This is a genomic window from Actinacidiphila sp. bgisy167, assembly GCF_057707665.1.
In genome coordinates this window covers 1-16,870 of the sequence record NZ_JBYIQP010000112.1, presented here as the reverse complement: position 1 = coordinate 16,870, position 16,870 = coordinate 1, and the positions used below count along the sequence as shown (strand labels likewise).

Here is a 16,870-nt window from a genome sequence, read left to right as displayed (position 1 = left end):
CGCGCCGCGAACGGCGGCGCTCCGCGAGCGGCCGGGCCGGTACGGAGGGCAGGCCGAGCGGCACGGGCTCGACAGCTGTCATCGCGGCGTCACTTCCCGCGGTTGCCGGTGACGGTCTCCCGGGTGGCCCTGATGGACTCCTTGAGGGAGGTCATCGTGGCCAGCACGGCGGTCGGCTCGTAGCCGCAGTGCGCCATGCAGTTGGCGCAGCGCGGGTCCTTGCCGCGGCCGTACTTGCTCCAGTCGGTCTCCTCGACGAGCTCCTTGTACGTGGTGACGTACCCGTCGCTCATCAGGTAGCAGGGACGCTGCCAGCCGAACAGGGAGTAGTTGGGGATCGCCCAGGCCGTGCAGGGGAAGTCGACCTTGCCCTCGAGGAAGTCCAGGAACAGGGGGCTGTGGTTGAGCCGCCACTTCTTGCGGTTGCCCCCCGAGAAGGCCTTCTTGAACAGTTCACGGGTCTGCTCCACGCCGAGGAAATGCTCCTGGTCGGGAGCCTTCTCGTAGGCGTAGGCCGGCGAGATCATCATCTCGTCGACCCGCAGGTCGTCGTTGAGGAAGTTGAGCACCTCGACGACGGTCTGCGGGGTGTCGGTGTTGAAGAAGGTCGAATTGGTGGTGACGCGGAATCCGCGCCGCTTGGCCTCCTTGATCGCCTCCACGGCCTCGTCGAAGACGCCTTCCTTGGCGACCGACTCGTCGTGGCGCTCGCGCAGTCCGTCGATGTGCACGGCGAAGGCGAAATAGGGGGAGGGAGTGAACGAGTCCATCTTCTTGCGCAGCAGCATGGCGTTGGTGCAGAGGAACACGTACTTCTTCTTCGCCACCAACTGCCGCACGATCTCGTCGATCTGCGGGTGCATCAGGGGCTCACCGCCGGCGATCGACACCATGGGCGCGCCCGACTCCAGGACGGCGCCCACGGCCTGCGCCACGGGCATGCGTTGTTTCAGCACGCCCGCCGGGTGCTGGATCTTCCCGCACCCCTCGCATTTCAGGTTGCACGCGAAGAGCGGCTCGAGTTCGACGATGAGCGGGAACTTCTCGCGCCTGCGGAGCATTTTCTGTTCGAAGAGGTAGGTGCCGACCCTGATGGACTGTCGGAGCGGCATGGCCATCTTGCTCACCTCCAGGGGAGCGCAGTAGAGCGGTGCCAATCGAGAAAAGCAGGAAGAAGGTCCCTCAGCACGCGGAAAGCGGTGATTCCCGTGCGGAGCGTGCCGACCCGCACGAGTTCGAACTCGGGCGTGTCGACGACCACGCGGGCCGCGGCGACCGGGCGTGGACCCCGGGCGAGCGCTGCCCGCATCATCGCCGCCGACTCCATGTCGACGGCGACGGCACCGGTGGCCCGGAGCGCCGCGCGCTCCGGGCCCCGTACGACGTGGTCCGACTCCGCGAGCCGGCCGACGTGCACGGTGTGTCCCGCCGCCTTGAGGACGGCGGCCAGCGATTCCCCGTCGCGCGGCTCGTCGGCGACCACGACGTCGCCCGGCCGCATCCCGGAGGCCAACCCGGCGCAGAAGCCGGTGGTGAGGACCGCCGCATCCTCCAGGGCAGGGTCGCGCAGGGCGGCGGTGACGGCGCGTTCCGCGGCCTGCGGCCCCATGCCGGTGCGCACGAAGGCCACTGGGCCGGCGGCGTCGCCGCGGTCGCCGCCGCGCAGGGCGAACCTCTCCACCCGCAGCGCGCAGACGATGAGCAGAGGCGGGCCGGACGGCCCCATCAGGCCCCCTTCCGCAGCCCGCCGAAGGGCTCGCCGCGCACGTAGCGCCCGAGGGCGGTGAGCGGGAAGACCATCCGGTAGAGGTGGTAGTTGATCGAGAAGTCCCTGGGGAAGCCGGTGCCGGTGAAGTACGGCTCGTCCCAGGACCCGTCCTCCTCCTGGGTCCGGACCAGCCAGCGCACCCCGCGCCGCACCGCCTCGCCGTCGCGTTCGCCGGCCGCCAGCAGGGCCAGCAGCGCCCAGGCCGTCTGGGACGCGGTCGAGGCGCCGCGGCCGATCCACTCGGCCGAGGAGTACGAGCGCAGGTCCTCCCCCCAGCCGCCGTCCTCGTTCTGCACGGACTCCAGCCAGCCCACCGCCCGGCGGATCGCGGGGTGGCCGGCCGGGAGGCCGGCCGCCACGAGGGCCGGGACGACCGATCCGGTTCCGTAGATGTAGTTGACGCCCCAGCGGCCGAACCAGGCGCCGTTGTCCTCCTGCTCGGCGAGCAGCCAGTCGATCCCGCGCCGGGTGTGCGGGTCGCGCTCCAGGCCGAGGGCGGCCAGCATCTCGACCACATGGGCCGTGACGTCGGCCGACGGCGGGTCGATGACCTCGCCGAAGTCGCAGAAGGGCAGCCTGTTGGGAAAGGCGCTGGTGTTGTCGGCGTCAAAGGCTCCCCAGGCGCCGTTCTTGGACTGCATCCCCACGGTCCAGCGCACCCCGCGGTCGACCGCCGTCCTCACCCGCCGCGGGTCCGGATGGTCCACCCTCAGCAGGGCGAGGACCACCTCCGCGGTGTCGTCGATGTCGGGATAGGTGTCGTTCGCGAACTCGAACGCCCAGCCGCCGGAGGGCAGGCCGGGCCGCTGCACGGCCCAGTCCCCGGTCTTGGTGATCTGCTCCCCCAGCATCCAGTCGACGGCCTTGACCAGTGCCGGGTCGTCGGCTGGGACGCCGGCGTCGGCCAGCGCGATCGTCGCCAGGCAGGTGTCCCAGACCGGGGACTGGCACGCCTCGATCATCCGGGTGTCCTTGTCCGGCCAGACCGCGAACTCGTCCAGCGCCTTGAGTCCGGCGCGCAGCACGGGATGGTCGAGGTCGTAGCCGAGCAGGTGGAGCGCGATCACGGAGTACACCGCGGGCGGCTGGATGCCGCCGAAGCAGCCGTCGTTCTCCTGGCGTTCGATGATCCAGCGAGCCGCCGAGCGCATCGCGGCCCGCCGCAGGGGGCGGACGTTGACCCTGCGGTAGGCGTGCAGGACGCGGTCGACCCGCTGGAAGAACCCGTCCCAGCTGGACAGCGGGGCCTTGGGGGCCGGCGGGTTGGGCCGTGCGGGGTCGGTGTGCAGCTCGTCGAGGGCGAAGGGGGCGGGCCGTACCGGCCGGTGGGCGCCGACGATGGTCAGCGGCACGATGGTCTGCCGGGCCCAGCTGGCGAAGGAGTAGATGTTGAGCGGGACCCACTTGGGCAGGTAGATCAGCTCGGGCGGCAGCTCCGGGAGGTCGTCCCAGCGCCACCAGCCGAACAGCGCGAGCCAGATCCGGGTGAAGACCCGGCACCGCGCGATGCCGCCGTTCTCCCGGACGAAGGCCGAAGCGGAGGCCATCCACGGCTCCTGCGGGTCGTCGCCGGCCAGCCGCAGCGCGACATAGGCCTCGACGGTGGCAGAGAGGTCGCCCGGCCCGCCGAAGAAGGTGGGCCAGGCGCCGTCCTCGCGCTGCTGGGACCTGATCCAACGGGCGGCGGCCTCGGTGACCCGCTCGTCCCGGATGCCGAGGAACTGACGGAGCAGCAGGTCCTCGGCGTCCATCGTGACGTTGGTCTCGAGGTCGCCCTTCCACCAGCCGTCAGGATGCTGACGGGCCAGCAGATGGGCGGCGGCCCGGCGCGCGGCCTCGGCCGCGAGCTCCTCGGTCCGGTCGGTGACGCCCTCGGAACCGGGCCCCGGCGCCGGTTCCGGGATCGTGCCCGGCGCCTTCGTTCTGGCCGAGGCTGTCCCGCGGGCCGCCTCGCCCCCGGGACCGCCGTCGGTCGTCGCTGTCATGGCTTCCCCTTTGCACAGTCGTTCTGTCTGCGGTGTTGGGGCTGCCGTCGGCCGTCACGCGCGCCGGCCGGCGACGTACTGCGCTCCAGTTGTGTCGTTACTTCTCGCGAACCACCACGAAATCCGCCAGGCCCACGAGCTTACGGCGAACTTCTCCCGGCATGTCCATTTTGTCGAGTGCGGCGATCGCGGTGGCGTGCTGCCGGCGTGCCTCCTGCGAGGTCCACTCCCGGCCGCCCGCCTCCTCGATCAACGCCGCCCGGGTCGCGAACTCTTCCTCGTCGAAGGACTCGATGCCGTTGCGGTCCGGGGAATACGCGGCCTTCGCGTCCGCGGACAGGATTTCGGCGAGGCGCTGCGAGGCGGAGCCGTCCGCGGCCAGTGCCGCGACCACCGGGAGGGACTTCTTGCGCTGGCGCAGGTCGCTCCATGCCTGCTTGCCGGTGGCGGCCGGGTCGCCCCAGATGCCGAGCAGGTCGTCGACCGCCTGGAAGGCCAGGCCGAGGTGGTAGCCGTACTCCTCCAGGGCGTCGGCGTCAGAGTCGCCGGCGCCGCCGAGCACCGCGCCGATGGAGCAGGCGCAGGCCAGGAGGGCGCCGGTCTTGTTGCCCTCCATCTCCAGGCACTCCTGCACGGTGACCCGCTCGCGGTGCTCGAAGGAGATGTCCTGGGCCTGACCGTCGATCAGTTTGCGGGTGGCCGCGGTCAGCCGCCGGGTGGCCCGGCCCGCCTCGGCGGTGCCCTGCTCGAGCAGGACCTCGTTGGCCAGCGCGAAGAGCGCGTCGCCCACCAGGATGGCCTGGGCGGGGCCGTGCACCTTCCACACGGTGTCGCGGTGGCGGCGCTGCTCGTCACCGTCCATCAGGTCGTCGTGCAGCAGTGAGAAGTTGTGCACCAGTTCCACGGCGACCGCGCCGGGAACGCCGACCTCGGGGGCGGCGCCCGCCGCCTCGGCGGACAGCAGGGCGAGCGCGGGGCGTACGGCCTTGCCGCTGTCGCCGGCGGACGGGTTGCCCGCGGCGTCGATCCAGCCGAAGTGGTAGGCGGCGACGGTGTCCATAGGGGATGCGAGGCGGTCCACGGCGGCGCGCAGCACCGGCGTGGACAGCTCCCGGCCGCGCTCGAGGAGCGCGGTCACGGTTCCTCTGTCGACGCCCGCGGTCATCTGCTCGTTGCCAGCGGTCACATTCTCTCCTCTGATTGCACTGGTCATGCTCATACCGGCTCCAGGCCTTCGATTGCGAAGGTACCGGGGTCGAAGGGATGGCGGAGTGCGGTCAAAGCTGCTCGGGAGGCTTGCAAACCGCTGCGGACCGCGCCTTCCATCGTCGCGGGCCAGCCGGTGGCGGTCCATGCGCCGGCGAGCCAGACGCCCTGGGCACGGGTGGGGGGACCCGGTCGGAGGGCGCCGACACCCGGGGCGGGCGCGAAGGTCGCGGTCCGTTCCCTGGTGACGAAGAAGTCCAGTACGGCGGCTTCGCGCGCGGCCGGGAGCAGCCGCTCCAGCTCCGGCAGATAGCGACCGCGCAACTCGGCCACCGGGAGGTCGATCTCTCCCTGGGCCGCCGACTGGGACAGGGCGACGTACTGGCCGCCGCCGGTCAGGCCGGAGTGCTCCGTGCGGTCGAAGACCCACTGCACGGGGCTGCCGAGGGCGGCGAAGAAGGGCTGCCGCATGACCCGGCGGTCGTACACGACGTGCACGTTGAGGATCGGAGCGCTGCCGATGCGCAGCAGCGCGTCCTGGTCGGCCAGGGCGCCTGCGGGGAGCAGGCGGTGGGCCTCGTGCTGCGGGACGGCCAGGACGACGGCGTCGGCCGTGAAGCGCTCGGCCCGCCCGGGCCCGGTCTCGGCCTCGACCTCCCAGACCGGTCCGGCTCCGCCCGCGCCGCCGTCGCCGGACCGTACCGGCTCGGGCGCGTCCGTGCGGGTGAGCGAGGCGGCGCGGGCGCGCAGCAGGGTGCGCACGCCGGCCTTGTCCAGGGCGGTGCGGGCGCGGTCGTCGTGCAGTTCGCCGAGCGGCCGGGCGGCCCAGCCGATGTCCGCGGCGCCCGGCGCGGAGAGCAGGCCGGTCTTGAAGACTTTGGCGGCCAGGCCCAGTGACACCTCCTCGGCCGTGGCGTTGAGCGTGGCCACGCCGACCAGGTCCCACAGCGCCTCGACGGTGCGGGCCGACTGGCCGTGCTCGCGCAGCCAGCTGCCGAAGTCGACGGCGTCCAGCGCCGGGTCGGCGGGGTCGAGCGAGCGCAGCGCGAGCGCGGCCCGCCCGACGGACGCCCGCTCCGTCAGGGACAGATGCGGGTACGTGGCCAGGCTCCTGGCCAGGTGCAGTGGTACGGGCAGCCCCGAGCGGCGAAGCCGGCCGAGCCGGGGCCGAGGGGTCGCCACGTCGAGCACGGGCACGTCGAGCCGGTCCTGCAGGGTGACGAGGTCGGCCGCGTCGATGCGCTCCAGGAAGCGCAGGTAGGCGGTGCAGCACCGCAGGAAGACGTGCTGGCCGTTGTCGACCGTCAGTTCGCCGCGTCGGAAGGAGAAGGCGAGCCCGCCCAGACGGGGCCGGGCCTCGAGCAGGGTGACGCGCAGCCCGGCGTCGGCCAGTGCGAGTGCCGCCGTCGTGCCGGCGAGTCCGCCGCCGATCACGACGGCCGTGCGCTCAGCCATGCGTCCTCCTCCGGGTGCCGCCGCGCGGAGCGCCCGGCACCGTCGCCGACAGTGACGCCTGCGGCGCGGCGCCGGTTGCCTCGCGGCGTTGGAAACAGGCCGTTCTCCGCGGCGAGGCGACTTCTGCGCCGGCGGCGCCCTCGGCCGCGCCGGCGGAGCGGCCCGCGGCCGGTGGGGCGGGCGTCACAGGCGCCTCCTGGCGGTGCGCCGGGCGTCGAGGCCGGCGAGGCCGCGCACCGCGACGTATGCCTTCTCGTGCCCCGGCAGGGAGACCCGGCCGCGGAGCACTGCCTCGGGGTCGGCGGCGATGCGCTCCAGGAGGCGGCGGTAGATGCCGGCCATGGCGGAGACGCAGGCGCCGCTGCGCCGGTCCAGCATCGGCAGCAGCCGGTATCCCACGGCGAAGAGGGCACGGGCGCGCTTCACCTCGAACTCGACCAGGCCCGCGAAGTCGGAGCCGGGCGGCGGGGTGTCGGTGTGGAATCCGGCGGAGCAGCCGAACTTCGCGAGGTCGTCCGCGGGCAGGTAGCTGCGCCCGTTGGCGGCGTCCTCGCGCAGGTCCCGCAGGATGTTGGTGAGCTGCAGGGCGAGGCCCAGGGTGTCCGCGTACTCGGCGGCCCTCTCCCTCCCGGGCGCGTGGGGCAGGGTGCCGAACACCCCGAGCGAGAGCCTGCCGATCGCGCCGGCGACGCAGCGGCAGTAGGACGCGAGGTCCTCCCATGTCTCATAGGTGTCGCCGCGCAGGTCCATCTGGACGCCGTCGATCAGTTCCGCGAGCCCGCCGAGCGGGATGGGGAAGCGCCGGGCGGCGTCGGCGAGCGCGACCGCCACCGGGTCGGTGTCGTCCGCGGTGACCGCGCCCTCCCTGATCCGGGTGAGCAGCACCCGGGTGACGTCGAGCCGCCGCTGCTTCTCCGGCAGGTCGAGGTCGCCGTCGCCGATGTCGTCCACCCGCCGGGAGAAGGCGTAGAGGGCGGACATGGCCTGCCGTTTGGGGGTAGGCAGGAGCCTGATGCCGTAGGCGAAGTTCCGGGCCTCGTGGCCCGTGACGACCTCGCAGTAGCGGTAGGCCGCGAGCACAGGTCCGGACATGCGATCGGAGCCGTTCACAGTCCGGCTCACCCCTCTCTTCGCCATGTCGACCCCACCTCGCGAAGCAGGTTCAGCCTGCCCGCCTTCGGCGGCCCTGGCAGCACGTCGTAGCCCGCGTCCGCGATCGCCCGCAGGGCGGCGCGGCCTCCTCCGGCGAACCCGGCGAGCAGCAGCCTGAGCCTGCCGTGGACGCTACCCACCAAGGGGGTGCCTTCATTCAGCAGGGCCCGGGCGCGTTCCGCTTCGTACGCGACCAGTGCGCGCACCTGTGCGCCCGCGGTGGCGGCGGTGAGATCGGTTTCGGTGACGCCGAAGCGCTTCATGTCCTCGGCGGGCAGGTAGATGCGGTCGCGGCCGAGGTCCTCGGCCACGTCCTGCAGGTGCTCGATGATCTGCAAAGCGGTGCAGATCGCGTCCGAGCGGCGGATCCGTTCAGGTGTGGCGGTGCCGGTGATGCCGAGCACGAGCCGGCCGACCGGGTTCGCCGACAGCTCGCAGTAGGCGAGGAGGTCCTCGTAGCGGGCGTAGCGGCGGACGACCTGGTCCTGGCGGTTGGCCTCGATGAGGCCGAGGAAGGGGGCGGGGGTCAGGCCGTGGCGGTGGACGGTGGGCCGCAGCGCGCGCAGCAGCGGGTGCCGGACGTTGTCGGAGCCGGCGTCGAAGACCCGGCGCAGATCCGACTCGAAGGCGTCGAGCATGGCCAGGCGGTCCGCGGCGGCCTCGGGCGGCAGTCCCAGGCGTACGGCGTCCGTGCGGCCGCCGTCGGCCAGGTCCCCGTCGCCGATGTCGTCGACGAGCCGGGCGAAGCCGTAGACGGCCATCAGGTCGGCGCGCCACGCGCGGGGCACGAAGAAGGGCGCGACGGGGAAGTTCTCCCGCGCCGCCTTGTCGAGAACGGCACGTGAATGGCGGTCAGGTGCCGTGACCGCCCGCGCCTCGGGCTTGAGAGCGGTCACCGTGGACGTCCCGGTGTTCGGGCCGTGGGTGCTTTCTCCGCAGGGGACCACAGCGCCATTTCCGTCACATCCCCCGTTCTACACCGATAGCCCATTACACCCAATTTCGGACACGCCGCTGCCAGAATTCCCGCTTCGGGCTGTTGCCGCACCCGAGCCGACTCTCCGGACGTATCGACCGAGATCCGGCGATTGAGCACCGCTACAGCTTACGGCGCGTATCCGCTCCGGCGTACGCCGGGGGTCCGACCGAGGCCGATCCGAAAGCAGGAACGTGCAAACCGCGGCTCCCGTCCCCGGCGTCCCGCAAAATCCCGGGAAAATCATCAGCCCTATTCGTCCCGCAGACCGCGCGCCGCCGATGCGCCGGGCGCGCGCCCACTCACTTGGCGTATCCGTGCCGGACCGGGCGGGCGGCCCGTGGGCCGGAGCCGGAGAAGGCGGCGGAAAGCCCTGTCGAGCGGCGAGGCGCGGAGGCGGCGGGTTCGCGGGGCCGGCAGCCCGGGCACGCACCCGGGTGCTCGGCGGATGTCCGGCGGGCACGTCACCGACGCCGTGCGTGCGCCGGCCCGCGCCCCCGGTCGGGCGCGGGCCGGTCCACGGCTCACTTCGCGGTGAACTCCTCGTACGCCTTCAGGACGGTGTCCGTCGGACCGTCCATTCGCAGCTCGCCCTTCTCCAGCCACAGCACCCGGTCGCAGGTGTCGCGGATCGACTTGTTGTTGTGGCTGACCAGGAAGACCGTGCCGGCCTCCTTGCGTAGCTCCCGGATCCGGGCCTCGGAACGCTTCTGAAAGGAGCGGTCACCCGTCGCGAGCGCCTCGTCGATCATCAGCACGTCATGGCTCTTCGCCGCGGCGATCGAGAACCGCAGACGCGCCGCCATACCCGAGGAGTACGTCCGCATCGGCAACGAGATGAAGTCGCCCTTCTCGTTGATCCCCGAGAAGTCCACGATCTCCTGGTACCGCTGCCGCACCTCCTCCTGCGACATACCCATCGCCAGACCGCCCAGGATGACGTTGCGCTCACCGGTCAGGTCGTTCATCAGCGCGGCGTTCACCCCGAGCAGCGACGGCTGCCCTTCGGTGTAGACCTTGCCGCTCTCCGCGGGCAGCAGGCCGGCGATGGCGCGCAGCATGGTCGACTTGCCGGAGCCGTTGGAGCCGATGAGGCCGATCGCCTCGCCGCGGTACGCGGTGAAGCTCACGCCGCGCACGGCGTGCACCTTGCGGACGTTGGGGTCGCCCTTGCGGGTGACCATGCGGGCCAGGGCGCCCACGGCGCTGCCCTTGCCCGATCCGGCCCCGTGCACCCGGTAGACGATGTGCAGGTCGTCCACGATCACGGTGGGGACGCGCTCGCCGCCCGGGGTGGTGTCGCCGCGCTCAGCCACGCCCGTACCTCTCCTCAGCCTTCCAGAACCACACGAAGCCCCCGACGCCCATGACCAGCGCCCAGCCCAGCGCCAGCGCCCAGACATGCGGGGGAAGCTGCGCGGAGGTGTAACTGTCGATCAGCGCGAAGCGCATCAGGTCGATGTAGACCGCCGCCGGGTTCAGATCAAGGGCGATCTTGACCGCGGTCGGCGCGCTCGCCGCGAAGTGACTGATGCTGTACATGACACCGGACGCGTACATCCAGGTACGCAGGATGAACGGCATCAGCTGCGCCAGGTCGGTCATCTTGCTGCCGAGCCGGGCCATCACCAGCGCCAGGCCCGCGTTGAAGACGCACTGCAGGACCAGCGCGGGCACCACGAGCGCCCAGGAAGGTCCCGGCACCTCGCCGGTCATCAGCACGATCGACAGCAGCACGAGCATCGACATCAGCAGCTGCTGCAGCTGGACCAGGGTGAAGGCGATCGGCAGGCTCGCGCGCGGGAAGTGCAGCGCGCGGATCAGCCCGAGGTTGCCGGAGATGGCGCGGACGCCCGCGAGCACCGAGGACTGGGTGAAGGTGAAGATGAAGACGCCGGTGACGAGGAACGCGATGTAGTTGTCGACACCGCGGTCCGTGTTCAGCAGCAGGCCGAAGATGAAGTAGTAGACGGCCGCGTTGAGCAGCGGCGTCAGCACCTGCCACAGCTGACCCAGCCGGGCCTGGGTGTACTGCGCCGACACCCGGGCCCGGGCGAACGCCGAGATGAAGTGGCGGCGTCCCCACAGCTGCCGCACATAGGCGCCCAGCCCGGGACGGGCTCCGCTGACGGCGAGGCCGTGTCTGGCCGCCAGCTGGGACGGCGTGAGGCCGCCACTCGCCGCCGGCACCGGGCCCACGGCGACCGCACCGTCGTGCGTCGTCTCGCTCACAGTTGACACTTTCGTCCTCTTGGTGCGTCGCGGGCCGGGCCCGGCGCGCCGGGGTCACTCTCGTTCGAGCTTGTCAGATGATCGGGGGCCGGCCCAATCGGGTGAGGCGCCACACGGTCCGCCAGTGCATGGGCCGGCGCGGGCCGCTCGGTGTCGTCCAGCCCTCCTTGAAACCGCCGAACCACGCCCGCAGCGCGGGGCCCGAGGGTCTGCGCAGCAGGGTCAGCAGCATCCACACGCCGAGGTAGACCGGGACCAGCGCCCACGGCAGGTTGCGGCGGGCCAGCCACACCCGGTTGCGGGCCACCATGCGGTGGTAGACGGCGTGCCGGCTCGGGGCGGTCAGCGGGTGGAACAGCACCATGTCGGCGCGGTAGTCGATCATCCAGCCCGCGTCGAGGGCCCGCCATGCGAGGTCGGTCTCCTCATGGGCGTAGAAGAACTCGTCCGGAAGGCCGCCGACCTGCTGGAACACCTTCGTGCGCACCGCGTTGGCGCCGCCGAGGAAGGTGGTGACGCGCGAGGAGCGCATCGGGTCCGAGGCCCTGAGCCGAGGGACGTGGCGGCGCTGCGTGGTACCGGACTCCGGGTCGGCGATCCGGAAGCTGACGATGCCGAGCTCGGGGTCCGCCGCGAAGGCCTCGCGAACCAGCTCCGCGGTGTCCTCGTTCGGCAGCAGCCCGTCGTCGTCCAGGAACAGCAGGACGTCGACCTCGCTGCCACCGGGTCCGAAGGCCTCGATGCCGACATTGCGGCCGCCGGGGATGCCCAGGTTGTCGGGGAGCTCGACCGTCCGCACCCCGGCGGGCAGGTCGGGCAGCGGAGAGCCGTTGCCCACCACGGCGACCTCGATCGCCGGTCCCCGCTGCTTGGCGACCGAGTCCAGCAGGTCGCGCAGTTCCTCGGGGCGGTTGCCCATGGTGATGATCACCGCACCGAGGCGGATCGTTTCGGCCGACGTCCCCACGGCGCTCACCTCAGCCTGCTCGACGCGAGGATCGACACCAGGTGCAGCAGCGTCTGCAGCACCGCGATGGCGGCCAGGACGCAGACGGCGACGCGGGTGAAGAGCAGGTCGCCGTGGACGGCGTCCGCGACACCGGCGGCGAGGATCAGCAGCGAGGCCTCGACTCCGCCCACCAGCCGGTGGAACTTCAGCGCCGCGGCGGCTCTGCGGGCCAGGGCCAGGCCGGAGGACCGGGGCACGGAGGCCTCGTCATGGACGGCGGGCAGGCCGCTGCGGGAGCGGGCCACGTCCACCAGGTCCGTCTCCGCCTTGATCAGGATCGCGCCGAGCGCGGCCAGCGTCCCGAGGAAGGCCCACCCCCACTGGGTGGAGGCGCCGTCGCGGTGGAAGAGGTCCGCCGCGCGCAGTCCGAAGCCGACCAGCAGCGCCGCCTCGGACAGGTAGTGCCCCACCCGGTCGAGGTAGACACCGGTGATCGAGGTCTGCTTGCGCCAGCGGGCGACCTCGCCGTCGACGCAGTCCAGCAGCAGGTACAGCTGGATCAGCAGGGCGCCCGCCACGGCGCCGGCCAGGCCCGGCACGAGCAGCGCGGCGCCGGCCGCGATGCCCGCGACGATCATGAGGTACGTGAGCTGGTTGGGGGTCACCCGGCTGTTGACGAGGTGCCGGGTCCAGCGCAGCGAGATCTCCCGCATGTAGATGCGCCCGGCCCAGTGCTCACCGCTGCGCCGGTCCTTCAGCCCCGCGGGGTGAACGACCGGCCGCAGCTCAGCTACCGATGGTTTTGGCATAGTCGGCGTATGCGTCCCTGATCTGGTCGGTGGAGAGCCCCAGGTGCTCCAGGATCGTGTAGCGCCCGGGGCGGGTCTGCGGGGCGTATTCGACGGCCTTGACGAACTCGGCCTCGGTGAAGCCGATTTCCCCCGGTGTGGTGGGCAGCCCGTGGCGGTGCAGGACCTCCGCGAAGAGGCCGGCCTCCTCCTTGGCGCCGCGCAGGAACATCGCGAAGGCGGCGCCGATGCCGACCTGCTCGCCGTGGGCGGCGGCCCGCTTGGGGTAGAGCAGGTCGATCGCGTGGCTGATCTCGTGGCACGCCCCGGAGGCGGGGCGGCTGTCGCCGCTGATCGACATCGCGATGCCGGTGAGCACCAGCGCCTCGGCCAGCACAGTCAGGAACTCGTCCTCACCCGTACCGCCGGGGTGCCGGAGCACGGACTCGCCGGCGGTGCGCGCCATGGCGGCGGCCAGCCCGTCGATCGGCTCGCCGGTCTCGCGGTGGGACAGCTCCCAGTCCGCGATGCAGGAGATGTTCGAGATCGCGTCCCCGATCCCGGAGCGCACGTACCGCACGGGGGCCTCGCGGATCACGTCGAGGTCGATGACCATCGCGATGGGGCTCGGCACGCCGTAGGAGCCACGGCCGTTGTCGTTGTCCAAGGTGGACACCGGTGAGCACAGCCCGTCGTGCGCCAGGTTCGTCGCCACGGCCACCAGCGGCAGGCCGACGCGGGCGGCGGCGTACTTGGCGGCGTCGATGATCTTGCCGCCGCCGAGGCCCACGACCGCGTCGTAGCGGCTGCCGCGCATGGCGTCGGCCAGCTTCACCGCGCCGTCGATGGTGCCGCCGGCCACCTCGTACCAGTCGGCGCCGGGCAGCGCGGGGGCCAGCCGCTCACGCAGCAGCGCTCCCGAGCCGCTGCTGACCGCGAAGGCCAGCCTGCCGGAACTGGAGATGCGCTGGTCGGCGAGGACGGCTGCCAGGTCCTCCAGGGCCCCGGCACGGATGTCGACGACGACCGGCGAGGGGATGAGCCTCGTCAGTACCGGCACGCGATCTCCCGGGCCCGCTTCAGGTCGTCGTGGTTGTCGATCTCCACCCAGGGCACCTCGCCGATGGGGGCGACGTCGACCTGGAAACCGCGGTCGACCAGCTCCTGATAGCCGTCCTCGTAGTACAGCTGCGGGTCCCGCTCGTAGGTGGCCCTCAGCGCGTCGGCGAGGTCGGCGGCGGCCTCGCCCTCGATGAGGGTGACGCCGATGTACTCGCCGGTCGCGATCGCCGGGTCCATCAGCTTGGTGATCCGCTGGACGCCCCTGCCGTCGGCGGTGACGACCTTCATCTCCTCGTCGGCGAGCTGCTTGACCGCGTCGAGGGCGAGGATGATGCGCTTGCCGCCGCCCCGGGCGGCGAGCAGGGTCTTCTCGACGGAGACCGGGTGCACGGTGTCGCCGTTGGCCAGGATCACGCCCTGCCGGATGACGTCACGGGCGCACCACAGCGAGTAGGCGTTGTTCCACTCCTCGGCCTTGTCGTTCTCGACGAGGTGGAGCTTCAGGCCGTACCTGGCCTCCAGAGCGGCCTGGCGCTCGTAGACGGCCTCCTTGCGGTAGCCCACGACGATGGCGGCCTCGGTCAGACCGACCTCCGCGAAGTTGCCCAGCGTGAGGTCCAGCACGGTGGTGGTGCCCTCACCCGCCGGGTCCACCGGCACCAGGGCCTTCGGCAGGGTGTCCGTGTAGGGGCGCAGTCGCCGTCCGGCGCCGGCCGCCAGCACGAGGCCGATCATGCGGGTCCTCCAGTCTCGTCGTGTACAGCGGGTGCTTGCGAGGACACCCAGAAGCCGATGCTCTCGGTGAGCACCACCACCGCCAGCGCGACGGCGAGGACCGTCAGCGCGACCGTGAAGCCCGTGTCGTGGGCCAGGGCCACAGCCGCCGCGGTGACCAGCAGTACCCGGCCCTCATGACCAGCGGTCGCGCGGATCAGGACCCGCGGGGGCGCCCCGGTCCCGCCGCGGATGCGGTACACCGTGTCGTAGTGATGGTAGGCGACCGCGGCCACCAGTCCGAAAGCCGCGGGCAACGCTCCGTTCACATCGGAGACAGCCGCGAGAACCAGGATGGTGGTGTACTCGGCCGCGCGGAAGACCGGCGGCACGATCCAGTCCAGAGCGCCCTTGAGCGGCCGGGCGACGGCGAGCGCCGACGTCACGGCATAGAAGCCGGCGGCTGCCAGCGGCCACGCGCTGCCGGCCGGGGCGAGCAGGGACGTGGCGATCATCACTGCCGCGCCGAGCAGCGCGGCGGCGGGGACACCGTGACCCCGGAAGGCACGGCTGAGCCCTTCGCCGACCGGGCCGGTGTCGGTGAGGTCGCCCAGCGCGCGGGCCACGGCGCCGCTCGAGGGCGTCCGGCGGCGCACCGAGCGCAGTACGCGGCCCGCCGTGGTGTAGCAGCCGGCGAGCGCGGAGGCGGCGATGAGCACGGTGAAGGTGGTGCGCGGTGTCGTCACCGCCGTGAGCACCGCGATCAGCGCCCAGCGTTCGCCGATGGGCAGCACGATCATGCGGCGCAGCCACACCGTCCAGCCGACGCCGTCGAGCTTGCGGGAAAGGGCCGCGGCCCCCGTCCCGGTGTCCGGAGTGGTCTCGGCGAAGGCGAAGTCCACGACGTGGCGGCAGGTCTGCAGCACCATGGCGGCGAGCGCCAGGGCCCAGACGTCGTCGCCGCCGCGCGCCGCGCCGAGGGCGAGGCCCGCGTAGTACGCGTACTCCTTGGCGCGGTCGAAGGTGGCGTCCAGCCAGGCGCCGAGCGTGGAGTACTGCAGGGAGTAGCGGGCCAGCTGGCCGTCGGTGCAGTCCAGGACGAACGACGCCAGCAGCAGCACGCCCGCCGCGACGAAGCCCGGCCGGGTCCCCGTGGCCGCGCAGCCGGCCGCGATCAGGGCCACCAGCAGCGACGCGGTGGTCACCTGGTTCGGGGTGAGCCCCCGACGGGCGCACCAGCGCGCGATGTAGCGGGAGTAGGGGCTGATGAAGAACGTGGTGAAGAAGCCGTCGCGGGACTTCACGGCGCTGCGCAACCGCACCGCCTCGTCGTCGACGGCTGCGACGGCCGACGCCGCGGCGGCACGCGCCGCGGCGTCGGCCGGGACGGTCGCGACCAGGGTGCCGAGCTCGGGGCGGCGTACGGGCACGCCGTCCTTCTCGATCCGTCCGGCGAGCCGGTCGGCGAGAGTCTCCCCGTCACCTTCCTCCCCGGTCTCCGCGACGGCCCGCGCCAGGGCGGCGCGGGCGGCGGGGCGCACGGAGACGGCGCCGGGCACGGCGGAGGCGTCGAAGCGGGGATCGGTCAGCCCGAGGCGCAGAGCGTGCACATGCCCGACGAAGCGCGGATCGACGATGGCGACGCGCTCGCCCGCGGGGACGGCCTGCAGACGGCCGGCGAGCGAGGCGGCGTCCGTCGCGGTGACGACCTCGAAGCCGAGGTTCCGCAGGTCGCCCTCGATCGGCGACATCGCGACCGGCGGACCGGTGAGGATGGCGGTCGACAGAAGGACTCAACTCCCTGACTTTAGTGGCTGCCCGTCGCCTTCCGGGGGCGTCGCGGCACTTGGGTGCGACGCGCCGCGCGGGGCCGTGTCGGCAGAGGCTATCGGATTCCGGGAAGGCTCCGTTCACCGGGCGTTTCCCCCGCGGTGACTCGGTGAAGCGTGATCATCATGGTCGATGGCGCGGACAACGACAATGTCCTGGGCGTCTCCTGGAACGAAGATCACGACAGAGCCGGATGATTCACTCCGAGGGGGGTGCCTGCCGGACGTCGAACCGCCGGGGGCCGCTCCGTGCCGGGTCCGCCAGGGGGCGGTTTCCCGCGGGCCGCTCCTCCGCCACCGGGTACGGAAGACGATGCGAGACGGCGCCTACCGCAGCGTCGGGCCGGCGCCGGTGTGCCGCCGCGCACTGTCCGACGGGCAGCTCGACGTGCGCGTCGTCCCCGGCCGCCGCTACGCCCGCACCCGCCTGCCGGCCGCGGCGATCACCGGCTCCACCGCTGCCCCGCTGCGGCGGCTGCGGATCAGCGGCCTCGAACCCGGCACCCGCCTGACCTTCGACGGTGAGGTGGCGCCCGCGCCACGCGACCTGGTGATCGACAAGGCCGACGAGGCCCTGACCGTCCAGCGAGCGATCTGACCGTACCGACGTACCGCTCTGACCCCACGAAGGGACGCGGTCACGCTCCTCAGACAGCGGGAGGGCGGATGCACGGGCCGGGCGCCCACCGCGGCAGCGCCCGAGGGAGCGGGACGGGGGGCCGGGTGCTCACCGCCCTGCGCGGCGAGCCGAGCC

General features: G+C 72.2%; 15 protein-coding genes. 1 reads left to right on the top strand and 14 read right to left on the bottom strand.

Going from position 1 to position 16,870, the window contains the following annotated elements:
* Nucleotides 1-89: 89 nt before the first annotated feature.
* From hpnH to AC3ET4_RS28245, 14 genes are all read right to left on the bottom strand, one after another.
* The gene (gene hpnH / locus AC3ET4_RS28310; RefSeq protein ID WP_431954369.1) at nt 90-1,118 is read right to left on the bottom strand and encodes an adenosyl-hopene transferase HpnH; all 1,029 of its coding nucleotides are present in this window, start codon (nt 1,116-1,118) and stop codon (nt 90-92) included.
* Between the two features lie 5 nt (nt 1,119-1,123).
* Nucleotides 1,124-1,726 carry a phosphorylase family protein gene (locus tag AC3ET4_RS28305; protein ID WP_431954367.1) on the bottom strand — a complete coding sequence of 201 codons (603 nt, stop codon included), beginning with the start codon at nt 1,724-1,726 and terminating at the stop codon, nt 1,124-1,126.
* The gene (gene shc / locus AC3ET4_RS28300) at nt 1,726-3,753 is read right to left on the bottom strand and encodes a squalene--hopene cyclase (RefSeq protein WP_431954365.1); all 2,028 of its coding nucleotides are present in this window, start codon (nt 3,751-3,753) and stop codon (nt 1,726-1,728) included. The genes AC3ET4_RS28305 and shc overlap by 1 nt, the downstream gene beginning before the upstream one ends.
* A 97-nt stretch (nt 3,754-3,850) precedes the next feature.
* Entirely contained in the window at nt 3,851-4,972 is a 1,122-nt protein-coding gene (locus tag AC3ET4_RS28295; protein ID WP_431954363.1) for a polyprenyl synthetase family protein, read from the bottom strand.
* Entirely contained in the window at nt 4,969-6,414 is a 1,446-nt protein-coding gene (hpnE, locus tag AC3ET4_RS28290) for a hydroxysqualene dehydroxylase HpnE (RefSeq protein ID WP_431954361.1), read from the bottom strand. The genes AC3ET4_RS28295 and hpnE overlap by 4 nt, the downstream gene beginning before the upstream one ends.
* 183 nt (nt 6,415-6,597) lie before the next feature.
* Entirely contained in the window at nt 6,598-7,536 is a 939-nt protein-coding gene (gene hpnD / locus AC3ET4_RS28285; RefSeq protein WP_431954375.1) for a presqualene diphosphate synthase HpnD, read from the bottom strand.
* Nucleotides 7,533-8,462 (bottom strand): squalene synthase HpnC, encoded by a 930-nt coding sequence (hpnC, locus tag AC3ET4_RS28280; RefSeq protein ID WP_431954359.1) that lies wholly within the window; start codon nt 8,460-8,462, stop codon nt 7,533-7,535. The genes hpnD and hpnC overlap by 4 nt, the downstream gene beginning before the upstream one ends.
* Before the next feature lie 604 nt (nt 8,463-9,066).
* Nucleotides 9,067-9,858 (bottom strand): ABC transporter ATP-binding protein, encoded by a 792-nt coding sequence (locus AC3ET4_RS28275; RefSeq protein ID WP_431954357.1) that lies wholly within the window; start codon nt 9,856-9,858, stop codon nt 9,067-9,069.
* On the bottom strand, nt 9,851-10,774 hold the full coding sequence (locus tag AC3ET4_RS28270) for an ABC transporter permease (RefSeq protein WP_431954355.1): 924 nt from the start codon (nt 10,772-10,774) through the stop codon (nt 9,851-9,853). Before AC3ET4_RS28270 ends, AC3ET4_RS28275 begins: the two co-directional genes overlap by 8 nt.
* A gap of 73 nt (nt 10,775-10,847) precedes the next feature.
* The gene (locus AC3ET4_RS28265; RefSeq protein ID WP_431954373.1) at nt 10,848-11,693 is read right to left on the bottom strand and encodes a glycosyltransferase family 2 protein; all 846 of its coding nucleotides are present in this window, start codon (nt 11,691-11,693) and stop codon (nt 10,848-10,850) included.
* A gap of 53 nt (nt 11,694-11,746) precedes the next feature.
* Nucleotides 11,747-12,532, bottom strand: a complete 786-nt coding sequence (locus AC3ET4_RS28260) for a CDP-alcohol phosphatidyltransferase family protein (RefSeq protein ID WP_431954353.1) — start codon at nt 12,530-12,532, stop codon at nt 11,747-11,749.
* Nucleotides 12,510-13,571, bottom strand: coding sequence for an iron-containing alcohol dehydrogenase family protein (locus AC3ET4_RS28255; RefSeq protein WP_431954351.1), 1,062 nt, complete (start codon nt 13,569-13,571; stop codon nt 12,510-12,512). Before AC3ET4_RS28255 ends, AC3ET4_RS28260 begins: the two co-directional genes overlap by 23 nt.
* Entirely contained in the window at nt 13,559-14,308 is a 750-nt protein-coding gene (locus AC3ET4_RS28250; RefSeq protein WP_431954349.1) for a phosphocholine cytidylyltransferase family protein, read from the bottom strand. The genes AC3ET4_RS28255 and AC3ET4_RS28250 overlap by 13 nt, the downstream gene beginning before the upstream one ends.
* Complete coding sequence (locus AC3ET4_RS28245; RefSeq protein ID WP_431954371.1) at nt 14,305-16,074, bottom strand: DUF5941 domain-containing protein; 1,770 nt, start codon at nt 16,072-16,074, stop codon at nt 14,305-14,307. Before AC3ET4_RS28245 ends, AC3ET4_RS28250 begins: the two co-directional genes overlap by 4 nt.
* A 355-nt stretch (nt 16,075-16,429) precedes the next feature.
* Between AC3ET4_RS28245 and AC3ET4_RS28240 the strand changes: the two genes are divergently transcribed.
* Nucleotides 16,430-16,714, top strand: coding sequence for a hypothetical protein (locus AC3ET4_RS28240; RefSeq protein ID WP_431954347.1), 285 nt, complete (start codon nt 16,430-16,432; stop codon nt 16,712-16,714).
* Nucleotides 16,715-16,870: the final 156 nt, after the last annotated feature.